Origin of the sequence: Pontixanthobacter luteolus (assembly GCF_947494915.1) — a bacterium.
Taxonomy (GTDB): Bacteria; Pseudomonadota; Alphaproteobacteria; order Sphingomonadales; family Sphingomonadaceae; genus Pontixanthobacter; species Pontixanthobacter luteolus.
In genome coordinates this window covers 127,257-140,105 of the sequence record NZ_CANLWR010000002.1, presented here as the reverse complement: position 1 = coordinate 140,105, position 12,849 = coordinate 127,257, and the positions used below count along the sequence as shown (strand labels likewise).

The 12,849-nt window shown below is 59.9% G+C and carries 11 protein-coding genes; 1 reads left to right on the top strand and 10 read right to left on the bottom strand.

Features of this window, described 5'->3' with window-relative positions; genetic code table 11:
- Positions 1-6 precede the first annotated feature (6 nt).
- The 4 genes from PO778_RS09530 to PO778_RS09515 form a co-directional block, all read right to left on the bottom strand.
- Positions 7-282, bottom strand: coding sequence for a hypothetical protein (locus PO778_RS09530; protein ID WP_271439460.1), 276 nt, complete (start codon positions 280-282; stop codon positions 7-9).
- Positions 272-1,714, bottom strand: coding sequence for a type II and III secretion system protein family protein (locus tag PO778_RS09525; protein ID WP_271439459.1), 1,443 nt, complete (start codon positions 1,712-1,714; stop codon positions 272-274). The genes PO778_RS09530 and PO778_RS09525 overlap by 11 nt, the downstream gene beginning before the upstream one ends.
- 1 nt (position 1,715) lies before the next feature.
- Positions 1,716-2,606, bottom strand: a complete 891-nt coding sequence (gene cpaB / locus PO778_RS09520) for a Flp pilus assembly protein CpaB (protein ID WP_271439458.1) — start codon at positions 2,604-2,606, stop codon at positions 1,716-1,718.
- Positions 2,607-2,704: 98 nt separating this feature from the next.
- A complete protein-coding gene (locus tag PO778_RS09515) occupies positions 2,705-2,893 on the bottom strand; it encodes a Flp family type IVb pilin (protein WP_271439457.1) in 189 nt (62 codons plus the stop codon).
- A gap of 604 nt (positions 2,894-3,497) precedes the next feature.
- Between PO778_RS09515 and PO778_RS09510 the strand changes: the two genes are divergently transcribed.
- Positions 3,498-4,322 carry a DUF2569 domain-containing protein gene (locus PO778_RS09510; protein ID WP_271439456.1) on the top strand — a complete coding sequence of 275 codons (825 nt, stop codon included), beginning with the start codon at positions 3,498-3,500 and terminating at the stop codon, positions 4,320-4,322.
- Positions 4,323-4,345: 23 nt separating this feature from the next.
- Here PO778_RS09510 and PO778_RS09505 read toward each other — a convergent pair whose 3' ends face one another.
- The 6 genes from PO778_RS09505 to PO778_RS09480 all read right to left on the bottom strand — a co-directional run bounded on the left by PO778_RS09505 (position 4,346) and on the right by PO778_RS09480 (position 12,744).
- Positions 4,346-5,530 carry a glycine C-acetyltransferase gene (locus PO778_RS09505; RefSeq protein ID WP_271439455.1) on the bottom strand — a complete coding sequence of 395 codons (1,185 nt, stop codon included), beginning with the start codon at positions 5,528-5,530 and terminating at the stop codon, positions 4,346-4,348.
- Between the two features lie 2 nt (positions 5,531-5,532).
- Complete coding sequence (tdh, locus tag PO778_RS09500) at positions 5,533-6,561, bottom strand: L-threonine 3-dehydrogenase (protein ID WP_271439454.1); 1,029 nt, start codon at positions 6,559-6,561, stop codon at positions 5,533-5,535.
- A 23-nt stretch (positions 6,562-6,584) separates the two neighbouring features.
- Positions 6,585-10,544 carry an SdrD B-like domain-containing protein gene (locus tag PO778_RS09495; RefSeq protein WP_271439453.1) on the bottom strand — a complete coding sequence of 1,320 codons (3,960 nt, stop codon included), beginning with the start codon at positions 10,542-10,544 and terminating at the stop codon, positions 6,585-6,587.
- A 59-nt stretch (positions 10,545-10,603) separates the two neighbouring features.
- Positions 10,604-11,560, bottom strand: a complete 957-nt coding sequence (locus PO778_RS09490) for a fimbrial biogenesis chaperone (protein WP_271439452.1) — start codon at positions 11,558-11,560, stop codon at positions 10,604-10,606.
- A 62-nt stretch (positions 11,561-11,622) separates the two neighbouring features.
- Entirely contained in the window at positions 11,623-12,174 is a 552-nt protein-coding gene (locus PO778_RS09485; protein ID WP_271439451.1) for a DUF4402 domain-containing protein, read from the bottom strand.
- Positions 12,175-12,243: 69 nt separating this feature from the next.
- Positions 12,244-12,744, bottom strand: coding sequence for a DUF4402 domain-containing protein (locus PO778_RS09480; protein WP_271439450.1), 501 nt, complete (start codon positions 12,742-12,744; stop codon positions 12,244-12,246).
- Positions 12,745-12,849 lie beyond the last annotated feature (105 nt).

Sequence of the window (12,849 nt, the reverse complement as noted above, 5' to 3'; positions counted from 1 at the left end):
AGCCGATCAACCCGGACCTGTTTCGCGGGTGTCTATGCGTTCGGGCTTTTTGACCCGGTCGCTGCGCAAACGGTCGATTGCGTCCACTGCATTGTCCGCGCTGGTTGGCGGATTGGCGTCAGTATAAACCGGATCAGGATTGACGACCTGCGCGGCCATGGTCTGGCGGTTTGCCTCACCAAAACCCGGATCGTCGAAAGCCCCGATCGCCGATCCCGTCTGGCATCCGCTGAGCAAAATGGTGAGGAGCGGGAGAGCGAGAAATCGCTTGTCAGTAATCATAATCATCTCCCTCGCTTTCGCCTGTGTTTTCGGCTTGATCGGCGCGTGGTTCTGCCGGTGGCAGTTCGACGGGCCGGTAAGCTTCCCCGGTAAGGATGGTTTCCAATGCGTTGGGGTCCTTCACCCGGTCGGTCGGCAGCCTGACCTGGTCCGGCCTGATCGGCTGGACCAGCCGCGGCGTGACCACGATCAGCAATTCGGTTTCACCTTTCTGGAAGCTGGTGGAACGGAACAGCGTGCCGATGATCGGAATCGACCCGAGCAGCGGGATCTGTTCGACCGTTGTCTTGAAGTCTTCCTGGATCAGTCCGGCAATGGCGAAACTTTCGCCGTCGCGCAGCTCAATCACGGTGCTGGCGCGCCGGGTTTGAAGGCCGGGGATCTGGATGCCGTTGAGCGTGATCGACGCGGTCGGGTCGATCGCGCTGACTTCCGGCTCGACCAGCAGGTTGATCGTGCTGTCGCCCAGCACTGTGGGCGTGAAACCGAGGCTGACGCCGAAGGATTTAAACTCGACACTGATCGACGATGCCCCGCCGGTCGCTGCCCCGCCGCCGCCGTTCTGGACCACGGGGATCGGGAATTCACCGCCCGCGAGGAAGGATGCCCGCTGGCCGGAAAGTGAGACCAAGGTCGGTTCGGCGAGTGTTTTCGACAGGCCGCGCTGTTCAAGTGTGTCCAGAACGGCATCGATCCGCAGACCAGCGACATCGCTGAAGATCCGGCGGAATACGCCGAAACTGCCGGTTACTGCGCTGCGTTCAAGTTGGCCGAAACCGGTATCGGGATTTGGGACGAAGCCCGATCCGGTTCCGGTTGCGCTGCTGAATGCGCCGCCATTGGACGAAGTGAATCCGCCAACGCCCAGTTGTTCGCCAATGTTGCGCGAAACCTCGGCAAAGCGGACTTCCAGCATGACCTGCTGGCTGCTGCCAAGTGTCATCAGATTGACCACGTCATCTCCGGCATATGCGCGGGCCAGCTGGACCACGCGGTCTGCGCTTCCGGCGCTCTTGGCCATCCCGCTCAGCACGATCGACTGGTTCGAAATACGCGCGTCGATGTTCTCGTCCGGCATCAGCGCGCCGATCTGTTCGCGCAGGGCGAGCACGTCGGGCCCGACGGAAATGTCCATCACTGCCAGAACCTGATTGCCGGAACCGTAAAGGGTAAGGCTGGTCGTGCCGAGTTCTTTGCCCAGAACGTAAACCGACCGGTCGGAAATCGGGAAGATGTCAGCGATCTCGTCATTGCCGATCATCGCCCTTGCGATTGGCCGGTCAGCAGTGACAACCTGGCTCTTGTTGATCGGAATCTCGATCGATCCACCTTGGCTGTAGACCTCTGCACTTTTGACGGCCTGCGCCTGGACTGCAGGGCTCAGCGCCATGGCGATTGCACTTACTGCGATTGCGATTGCGCGGTGTGTCATCTTACCACCCCCTCGAACGGTTGACCGAGTATTCGGTATCTTCAACGCCGCGGACGACCGTCATGGTCGGGCCGCGCGGGCGGGTTGGTGCGGATGCGCTGCTGCCCGATGCGGCACGCGGCGCAGCCGGGCGGTATGTTGCAGCGGCCGGCGCGGCTTGCCGCGTCTTGGGGCCGATATAGTAACCGGCACCGCCAAGGTCATTGGCCAGAACGACTTGCGTTGCCCCAGTCATCTGGTTTTCGATGTTGCGCAGCGTCAGGCTGAGCGAACCGATCTGCTGGGCGAGCGCAAGTTTCTGCGCGCCGTAAATATCGGTCTGCAAAGTGGCTGTCTTGGCCACGGTCGCATCGGTTTCGTTCTCGCTCGCGACCTGATCGACGGCCAGAACGAGTGTGTTTTCCAGAACGACCGTGGTCATCTTGTCGCTTGGCTGGGCCCCTTCGCCCGGGATTTGCCGTGTCAGCAAGACATCGACGACATCACCGGCGCGGACAAAGCCTGCAACCCCTGCGACTTCATTCACCGGAATTGAAACTGCGCGCTGGTCATCCGGCAACAGCGCGGCGAGCGTTGCCCGTCCGTCTTCGCCGCTGACTTTCGTTGCGAGCACCGGTTCGCCGATCGTGATCGGACGAAGGGCCACGCGGCCGCCGCGCATGGCGACTGAAATATCGGAAAAGGCCCCTTGCGGGACCGAGTTTGCCGGCCAGTTGACCAGGCGTAAATTTGTCTGGGTGAGCGGGGTGCCAAACGCCATGTCCTGCGTGGCAACGACGACGCGGGCCAGCTTGTTTACCTCAGCCTGCCGTTCTTCTCTCTGTTCTACGCCGCTGAAATATGTGTTTGCCAGATATACTGCGACCAAACCAAGCAAAACAGCGAAACCCAAGACTATAAGGTTTCTTCCCTGCATTATCCGTCCCCCCGACAGAATTGTGTAATCGGCCGGCCCAGGATGGGCCGGCCGAGAACTTATTGAACGGAAATTTAGCCGCCCATTTCAGTCGTTGCAGTTCCGACGTTGGTTGTTGCTTGGTTAATTGCGCCTTGGATCGAGTCGCCGAGCAGGCCAGCTGCGGTTGCGATAGCCGCACCGACGATGGCGAGGATCAGTGCATACTCAGCTGCCGAAGCGCCGGATTCGTCTGTTGCAAAAGTTTTCAGGAAAGTTTTCATTTCAATTACCCCTATTTATGTCCGGCGCACCGTTTTGCGCGCCGATACAATTTCTCTCGTCAAACCATTCATGACCGGGCACCGATCAATTTGGTAAACAAGAGGTTAAGGAGGCGGGCCCGTCGGAAGAATTGGGAATGACCCGTAGAGCCGGAGGCGTTCCAGAATGACACGGATTGGCTCGACGCCATTTGTGCAATGATCTGAAAAACAACGATAAAGTTTTTCGCGGAGATGCCATCAGCGGCGGCTGATCCAGTTTGATCTGCATCAAGAACGCAAGCGAACGCAGATAATCCGGTGCGAATCGCAATATTCTACGTAAATGCCCGTAGAATTTGTTTTATTCGATCTTCCAATACGTAGATTTCGGGTGAGCCTTGGGACATGGACCGCAGGATTTCGGCCGTGGATATGGGCATCCGCGCGCAAGCATCGGCTCCGACGCAAAAAATTAACCAAAAGATGCAAGGGTATGCTCACAACTCGCGGCCTGCCCGGGCACTCGTGCCGGCCTTGTGGGTTATGGAACTGGAACGAGAATTTCCTGACAGAATTGGCGCAAAGCAGCGCCGGTTCGCGGGCATATCGGCAAGGATGCGCAATGATTGGCGATCTGAAGATCATCGGAAAGCAGGCTGAGCGGCACGCCCGCGCCTATGCTGACCGCTGGTTGATGCAGAGTGCAGCCGTTCCGCGTTTGCTTGAGACCCATCTCCCACGGATATTTACCGCTTGGGCGGTGCTGATGGCGTTGCTGTGCAGCTTCAAGGTGATGACCAGCCCCACTCCGGCGCAGTCGATTGGCACCCTGGCGCAGCTGGTTCTTCCCTACGTGCTGGTTACCGCTGCCCCGCTTGCCGGGTATTTTCTGGCCCGTGGTGCCTTTCCGAAGGGTGCGGAAACGCATCAACCGCAATCGCGGCTGGCATTGCTTGGCAAATGGAAACCGATGGACCTGTCCGGTGCGCGGCGGGATCGCGCCTATGGCCCGTCCGGGATCGTCGCGACGATACTAGTCGGTCTGCTGCTCAACATCCTGATCCGGACCGCCGAATTTTCGGTGGCAGTGCCGGCGCTCAATTCACAGGCACCGGAATGGGGCCAGTGGCTGATGCTGGCGATGACCGCCGATCTGGTGATCCTGAATTTCTTTTACATGGTGTGTTTTGCCATGGCGCTGAAAGGGGTTCCGCTGTTCCCCAGAATGTTGGTGTTCACCTGGCTGCTCGACCTTCAGATGCAGCTGGCAATCGCGAAATTTGTCAGCCTGGTCCCGCCGCCGGAAACGGTTGCCTCCGCTCTTGTGACATTGCTTGGCGGGAATGTTCAGAAGGTGCTGCTCAGCATGTGTATCTGGCTGCCCATCCTGATCCTGTCACGGCGAATTAACGTGACATATCGGCACAGGGAACCGGCCAGCGCCTGACGCACCGGCCGGCGATGTCCCTGCTAGATACCGAGCTCTTTTTTCACCTTCGCAAAACTTTCCAGCGTGTGATCCAGATCCGCAATTGTCAGCGCGGATGACATCTGGGTGCGGATGCGGGCCTTGCCGCGTGGCACCACCGGGAAAGAGAACGCGGTTACATAAATGCCGTGCGCATACGCCTTGTTGGCGAATGCCTTGGCCACTTTCGCATCGTAGAGCATGATCGGAATGATCGGGTGTTCGCCGGGCAAGGTTTCCAGCCCGATTTCTGCCAGGCCGTTGCGGAAATAGTCCGCGTTCCTGAACAATTGCTCCCGCGCGCCGCCATCTTCCGCGATGTCGAGCGCCTTCAGCGCGCCGTTCACGATTGGCGGCGCAACGGAGTTCGAAAACAGATAGGGCCGCGAACGCTGCCGCAGCAGCGCGACGACTTCCTTCTTCGCGCTGGTGTAACCGCCGCTTCCCCCGCCGAGAGCTTTGCCTAATGTGCCGGTGGTGATGTCGACCCGGTCCGTACAGCCGCGATATTCATGCGTGCCGCGTCCTGTATCGCCGAGGAAGCCGGTCGCATGGCAATCGTCGAAATGGACCAGCGCGCCGTATTTTTCCGCCAGATCGCATACCTCATCGAGCCTGGCGATAAAGCCGTCCATCGAGAAAACACCGTCGGTGGTGATGAGCTTGAAGCGGGCACCTGCAGCGTCCGCTTCCTGCAGCTTGGCTTCCAGATCGGCCATGTCGTTGTTCTTGTACCGGAACCGCTTGGCTTTCGAGAGGCGGATGCCGTCGATGATGCTGGCGTGGTTCAGCTCATCCGAAATGACCGCGTCTTCATCAGTCAGCAGCGTTTCGAACAGGCCGCCATTGGCATCGAAACATGACGGGTAGAGGATCGTATCCTCCATCCCCAAAAACCGTGAAAGGCGTGCTTCGAGCTGTTTGTGCAGGTCCTGTGTGCCGCAGATGAAACGCACCGAAGCCATCCCGTAGCCATGCGTGTCGAGTGCTTCTTTCGCGGCATCAGCCAGCCGCTGGTCACCCGCCAGGCCGAGATAATCGTTGGCGCACAGATTGATCACGTCATCCGCGCCAAGACCGACATGCGGGCCTTGCCGGGTCGTGATCTCGCGTTCCTGCTTGGTCAGGCCCTGTTCTTCGATCTCTGCCAGCTGCGCGGCGAGGTGATCCTGAAATTGTCCGTACATTGTCAGTCTTCCCAGTTCAGTACGACTTTGCACGCAGACCCGTCGAGCATGGCTTGGAAGCCTTCCTCGAAACGGTCCGCAGGCAAGCGGTGGGTGATGATGCCCGATAGGTCGAGACCGCTTTCGATGAAGACCGACATCTTGTACCAGGTTTCGAATATCTCGCGCCCGTAGACCCCCTTCAGCGTGAGCATGTTGAAGATGACCTTGTGCCAGTCGATCTTCACATCACCTGATGGCAAACCAAGAATCGCGATCTTGCCGCCGTGGCACATATTGTCGACCATTTGAGCAAAGCCTTTTTCCGATCCCGACATTTCGAGGCCGACATCGAAACCTTCGGTCATGCCGAGGCTATTCTGGACTTCCTTCAGGTCTTCCTGTGTCACGTTGACAGTACGGGTCGCGCCCATCTGTTTTGCACGTTCGAGGCGGCCGTCATTGAGATCGGTGACGACAACATGACGGGCCCCGGCATGGCGGCAAACAGCGGCTGCCATGATCCCGATCGGACCGGCCCCGACGATCAGCACATCTTCGCCGAGAACATCGAATTGCAGCGCGGTGTGAACGGCATTGCCGAACGGGTCGAACAGCGATGCGACATCCAGATCGATGCCGTCGCTGTGGACCCACAGATTGGCCGCGGGGATGGACAGGTATTCGGCGAATGCGCCCTGACGGTTCACCCCGATGCCGCTGGCATTGGCGCACATATGGCGGCGCCCGGCCATGCAGTTGCGGCAATGCCCGCAGACCACGTGGCCTTCGCCCGAAACGATTTGCCCAGGGTGGAAGTCACTGACATTGCTGCCGACTTCGACGATTTCTCCAACGAATTCGTGCCCGACAACCATCGGGGCCGGGATTGTGGACTGTGCCCATTCATCCCATTTCCAGATATGCATGTCGGTCCCGCAAATCGCGGTGCGTTTGATCTTGATCAGTGCGTCGTTGATGCCAACTTCGGGCATCGGCACGTCCTGCTGCCACAAGCCTGGTTCGGCTTTCGCTTTGACGAGGGCCTTCACTCGGTATTCCTTTTGGTTCGTAACTAGGTGCACACCCTGATGTCGACGTCGCGCGTCAGGATGTCGGATTCGTAGCCGACCGTTAGCGTGTATTCCTGATCAGTGCACAGGTTGAGTTTGGCAGTTTGATCAGCATCGAGCGAAATCGTGTAATTTCCGGGTTTGAGCCGTTCGAAAAAGTAATACCCATCGACCTCGGTCTTGGCATAGCTGACGATTTTCCCGCTCTCGTCACGCAGTCTGAGGCGGACGCCCGAGACACCGCGCCTCTTGCCATTCTTGTCGAAACTGACGGTGCCTTCGAGCTCGCTCAAGGCAATGATAGGGAACTCGGCCTTGTGAATACGGCCAGGGCGAGGGACAATTTCAACTCCATCCAGCGCCGGGGCGAGGGTGATATCCGGCAGACTTGAACCTTCCACCTGCAGGCTGACACCGCGCCCTGCACCGAGGCCGCTGAGCCGAGCGATACCCTGATCATCCGTTTTGCCGGTCTGGTTGAAGGCGATGAAATCCACGTCCGGCAGCGGGTGATCGGCAGGACCGAAAACGCCGTCACCGTCAACGTCCCTGAAGGCGCGCAGGGACGCGCCGCCGGATGACGCAAGACCGGGGCGTGCGACGAACAGGCGGCCGCTGAGCGGGTCGCGGCCAAAGCTCAGACCAACGCGCAATCCTACTGAATAGGTATCGTCCGTGAATCCATAATTACCATCCAGCGCGACGGTGAATTTGTCGAAATCACGCACGGCAGAAAGTCCGACCAATGTGGATCCCGACTGGAACGCATAGCTGACCGTTCCTCTTATCGCTGTGTCTTTATCGACAGCGTAATCGAGCTCCAGACCGGCTGAGACCAGTTCGGGCTGCGGCATCACCTGATAGCCGACCGAGACGCGGCCGCGCACCTTGGAACGGGTCGCAGTGGCAAGATCGAAATTGCCGATCAGCTGCGAAAATGCCTCGATCCCCGGGAGGCTTGTGTGCGAATATTCCAGCGTGTTCGAAACAAGGAAGCCCGGTACCCGTGTGGACGCGCGCAGCGAGGCATTCGTCTGTTTCCGGCCGCTCGCCGTTTCCAGATAGCGCGCCCTCGCGCTGAGCGGGATGGTCAGGCCGGTCACCGGGTTCCCAAGATTGAGCGAGGTGTTGAAATCAAGTTCCGTCGAACGGCGCAGGAATTCTCCGCCTGTGCTGCGGGTTTCGTCGATGAAGTCGCCCATATACTCGGCATGGCTGAGCGTGAACGCCGACCCGCCGAGCTTCCCTCCAATGCCTCCGCTGAAGGCCATCGCCCCGCCGTCAGCAGCCGCAAGATCAGCTTTCACTGCGAAGCCGCCAAGCCCTGTTCGCACACCGGCCGATGCTGTCCACCGGCTGTCGTCGGTATCGGTCTGATACCAAGCGCCGCTCATGACCGTGGTCAGTCCGGAACTGAGGCCGTAGCTGACTTCGGCGGTGGCGCGCCAGCTACCCTCATCGGCGGGCGCGATATAGTTCGGGCCGCGAACCCCCAATACATTGGTGTCTTTCTGTACCGCGCCGACACGGTAAACCAGTTTGCCAGGTGGCAGGCGCCCGTCGCCGACGCTGATCTTGCGGACCTGTTCGCTGCGCTGCCCCTGCGGCCCAAAGAACACGAGCCGGAAGATGTTCAGCCCGAAATCGACCGGGATCTGGAGGAATTCGTACTGGCCATTGACGGTTTCCCGGGTTGAACCGACGAGAATTTCATTGCGATACAATTCGACTTCGTACCCGTCGGGCAAGATGCCGCGCAAATCGATGCGTTCGAATACGGAGAACGCCTGCTGCGGGGTATTCGTCACCGTAACACCGCGACCCGAAACACTGCGCAAGCCGACCGGCATCGACACGGTTGCGACATCGCCCACCGCGAAACCTGTTGCAGCCAGCGGCCCCAGAAGGTCCGCATCAGGGTCCTGCCTGCCCAGCTCGATGAGCGATGCAGTCAGGCCGTTTTTGGTGTCTCCGCTGAGATAGGCCTGGGCAGTCATGAAGGCGAGATCGCCGGCCAGTTGCAAATCCCCCTCGATCCGCGGACCGAATACGCTGTCCGACAGCGCCCGAACTTCCACGTCCGCCAGCGGAAGCGATGCCAGAAGCCAGGGCGTTTCACTGCGCGGCCATTCTTGGCTGGTGCGTTTAACACCGCGGGTTTCAAGCCGGCGGCGCTCCTCTTCGCGCGCCATTCGTTCCTCGAACGGGAAGGGCTGGAGCGTCTCGATCAGGATCGCCTGAGAGCGCAAGTCGGCCTCGATTTTCAGCGGCAAAAGCTGCTCGAAAGCATCGGTACGCAGGAACATCTCGCCATCGAACCCGGCGGCAAAACCGGAGGGAAGTGGCTGCGACCGCCCTTCCAGCTCGAGCGTCCCCTGGCGGATATTGATCGACAGCGTGCGGTTCTCGTCCAGCGCCCAGCCATTGGCATAGTGGCCATCATCGCTGACCGTGATCGCAAGATCGAGTATACGCGCAAGCGTGCCAAGCGGCAGGTAAACACCGTCACGCGTGCCGAACGCGAAAATGGTGTCGCGGGCATCGATACCCTTGATCTGTATCTCCAGGATCAATTCATCCTGATAGCTGAGTACCGGGGGCTGTGCGGATGCCGTGAACGCCGTTTGACGATCATTTCCCAGCTTTACTGCCTGCGGGTTCTCCGGCTCAGGCGCAGGCGGCTTGAAGAGACCGAGCGAGGTCTGAGAGCGCTGAGAAGGGACGAGAGAAGCTGCCGGCGGCAGTTCCGCCTGTGGGTCAGGCCGATCGCCTTCGTCATTGGCCGGCGTGACCGTACTGGAATCCGGCACTTTCGCCTCGACGCTGACCATCGGTATCGGCACGCGACGCGAAGGCAGTACGGACGCTATCGAGGGGACATTGGCGCCGGGCTGTTCGCTGTTGCCGGCGGGCGCAGCAGAGGGGGCAGCTGACGGTTCGGCTGGACCCTGCGGCGCGGCGCGAGCGGAAATGGTTCGCCTCGACCCGGAAGTTTGAGCCTGATCTGCTGCCTCTTGCGGGATGCTTGGGCCGCTGTCTGCCAGTGCGAGCGCAGGCCCGCGCTGTTCGAAAACCGGACCATCTAATGGCTCGGGCGCCTCAGGCTCTTCCGGCTGCGGCGCAGCAGGTGCTTCATCGGCACGGGCTAGCGCCGCTGGTTCTTCCAGCTCGGTCTCAACGCTCGGCGGCGTCTTGGCCGCCACCTGCGCAACAAGCTTGGAAGTCTCGGTCGGCGCGCCATCTGGCAAGGTTTGCTGTACCGCGCTTTCCGCAGTATCCGGCGCTGTATCCCGGTTGCCGAGCCCATGTGGCAGCGTGTGATGTTGCTTCTTGGCAAAGGCTGGTTCGACTTCCTGGTCTGCAGCCGGGATGAAATCTGGTGCGGGGAACGCGTCTGCCGTCTGTTCCGAAGTAAGCGATTGCGTTTCGGTGCCTATTGCCGCGCCGCCGCGGTCGGATGTCGCAATTTCGACTTTATCTTCGAGGGGAGCGTTCTGGTCTCCCGGAAATTTCTCAGTTTGCTCCGTGCTCAGCGAAACGAATTCGGTTTCGAACGGTGCTTCGGTCTCAGTACCCGCTGACGGTGCCACCTCATTCGCCGGTTCAGGCGGCGCAATCAGGCTTGGCGAGGAAGCCGGCGCTGGGGAGGTGATGGGCGGGTGCCCATTCGAAGCAGCCGGCTTTTCCGTGATGACCAGCGAATGGTCACTGACTGTGGCAAGCAACCGCTCTTTTGGCTTCCGTTCAGTCGCCCGTTGGGCCGATTGCCGGGCAAGCACAGCGCCGCCCTCGTCTGACGGAGGCGGAGCTTCGATGGTCTTGCGCGCAAGCGGACCAAATTGCGGCCTCGGGATGTCGGCCGCAGTTGGCGCCGGACCGGTGCGGGGTGCGGGTTTCTCCGGAAAGGGTAATCCCTTGTCCGCAGCGTCATCATCATCGCTGTTGCGCGGTGTGCATCCCAACCCGAGCAGAACCGTCCCTAAACAGACAGTTCCTACATTCCGGGCCAGCGGTTTTCTGGTCACGGGATAACGAAGGTAAGCTCAGCAAGTCTGGCGCCGGGTTCGACATCGTCATCGGTGTAGGTGATCGTCAAAGTCCTGCCCGATGCGATCGTGCCCGGCTCTGTCTCCGGGTCGATCGGAATGACCAGCTTGCGTTCTGCCAGTTCAGGATAAACGCCCACACCGCGGGCGAAGGCGACCGGACGATTGGCGCCCCTTGCAGTGATTTCGATGTCGCCGAACGCGGACCGGGTGCCAGAACGCGTCACAGTCAGGCCGATTGCCTGTGTTCCGTCGCGCGCAGTCAGCAAAACAGGGTTCCTGATGCCGACATCCAGCGTGGTGTCGCCAATGCGTACGATCACCGGAATCGAAATGCCGAAGCGCGGCTGTATGGTCACCCCGATACCGTCGGAGGTCTCCCCGCCGATGGCGTCGTCGATCGAGAAGCCGTTGCCTTCATCGTCAGGTATTGCGGTCACTTTGAAGTGCGAGCGGTATTCACCCGGCGGCACGTCTGCACTGGCGCGCGCCATCAACCTGATGATCTGGGATTCGCTGCCCCTGAGCCGTACGCGGCGCGGGGAATAACGCAGGAAGGGGCTGGCCGTTTTGACCCGGGCCTGTTCGGCATCGGTCAAGCCGTTACCGAATACGAGCAACCGGCCCTGATCGTTCATCCCCATATCGACGATTTCGATCTCGTAATCGCCGCTGTTCGTGGTCTTGTTGTAAAGACCGACCGTGGCGATCTGACGGCGGCCGTCGATAATCACGCGTTTCGGGAACAGGTTGATGTCGCCGAAACCGCCGACCGAACCCTCTGGCGCTTCAGCCGCGACAGGGGCATCCGTTTCATCGGACTGCGCCAGTGCCGAATTGCCGCCGATGGCGCATGAAATTGCTGCCAGAGCAACCAGTGCCAGGCGTTTTGTCCTACCGAACAAGTCAGGATGAATAGTGTTGAACGACATTATGAATTCCGTGATGCGACCAGCGAAGCATGCCTCTGGCCTATCGCTACAGCATCAGGGAGTCACAGGTAAAGCACGGTGACGTCGTAAGTCCCCGAATAGGTCCCGACCTGTTGATTTGCGCCCACATTCAGGCGCGCTCCGACGCTGAGATTGGCCACCCCGTTTGCATCCATCCGGCCAAAGCCGAAGCCGAAGCTGTCCATCCATTGAAACTGATCGACAAGCATCGTGCTGGTGCCGTTCGATATGGTTGTAGCCAGCGGCATGAAAACGATGAACCGGCGGCGAGGATCACCAAATACGGCGAACGAACCCGCGCCCCGATCACCGGCTAATTGCGGCGTGGTGGTGGCGCCAATGGCTCCGCCCGTTTCTGTAACGGCACCATCGGTGTCGATGGACACGGTGCCTGCGGTTGCAGGCTGCATGATCCGGCCAAACCGCAGATCGGCAACATTCTGGATACCGATTGGCTCGATGATCCGGACTCTTGCCTGCCCCTGCAGAGTGTGCGTGTCCCCCGGCGCAGCGACTGCCTGTGCCGACAGGGTCAGCGCCAGGGCTGATCCGGCGGCGCGCAAGGCGAAGCTGATTTTTGCCGTGGAGGCCATTTCGCAAACCTGTCCGGAGGGAAAATAGGCGGGCATTCCTGTAGAATGCCCGCCCACGAAAGCCGAAGCTTAGTTGTAAGTGACGGTTGCGTCGTAAGTGCCGACGTAATCACCGGCAGCCTGCGCTGCGCCTACCGAAAGCGTGCCGCCAACGGTGAAGGCCGAAGTACCACCAGCGGAGATGATCGCGCTGCCGACCGAAGGTGCAGTCGTGAAGGACATAGTCTGCGTACCGTTGGTAACCGAACCAGGTGTAGTGGTGATGTCGAACAGACGCGACGGATCGCCAGTGACGTCGAACGAGTCAGCGGTGTTGACCGAACCGGCGACCAGTGTCGCGGTGCCATCGTCGCTGCCTGCGCCAGCGGCAGTCACGGTTACCGAACCAGCTGCTGTGGTGTCAGGAATGATCGTACCGAAAGCAAGCGCTGCGTTTGGTGTGTGCGTAAGAGTGATCGGTGCAATGATTGTTGCAGTAGCGCTACCTGCTTCAGTATCTGTGTCACCCGGTGCTGCTACGGCCGGAACTGCGATGGCAGCTGCGAAAGCTGCGAGAACGATTTTTTTCATGTTTGGTCTTCCCCAAAGGCTGGTCCTGGTCGGTGCACTCGGGGCGCACCTTTGCACAAAAGGCTGGTGCCCTTCGTGATGCTCTAAGGGATAGTGCTTAGGTCT

Bases quoted from the DNA above. Each gene is read 5' to 3' on its own strand.
- PO778_RS09530 (WP_271439460.1), bottom strand. From the start codon at position 282: ATGATTACTGACAAGCGATTTCTCGCTCTCCCGCTCCTCACCATTTTG.
- PO778_RS09525 (WP_271439459.1), bottom strand. From the start codon at position 1,714: ATGACACACCGCGCAATCGCAATCGCAGTAAGTGCAATCGCCATGGCG.
- PO778_RS09515 (WP_271439457.1), bottom strand. From the start codon at position 2,893: ATGAAAACTTTCCTGAAAACTTTTGCAACAGACGAATCCGGCGCTTCG.
- PO778_RS09510 (WP_271439456.1), top strand. From the start codon at position 3,498: ATGATTGGCGATCTGAAGATCATCGGAAAGCAGGCTGAGCGGCACGCC.
- PO778_RS09505 (WP_271439455.1), bottom strand. From the start codon at position 5,530: ATGTACGGACAATTTCAGGATCACCTCGCCGCGCAGCTGGCAGAGATC.
- PO778_RS09490 (WP_271439452.1), bottom strand. From the start codon at position 11,560: ATGTCGTTCAACACTATTCATCCTGACTTGTTCGGTAGGACAAAACGC.
- PO778_RS09485 (WP_271439451.1), bottom strand. From the start codon at position 12,174: ATGGCCTCCACGGCAAAAATCAGCTTCGCCTTGCGCGCCGCCGGATCA.
- PO778_RS09480 (WP_271439450.1), bottom strand. From the start codon at position 12,744: ATGAAAAAAATCGTTCTCGCAGCTTTCGCAGCTGCCATCGCAGTTCCG.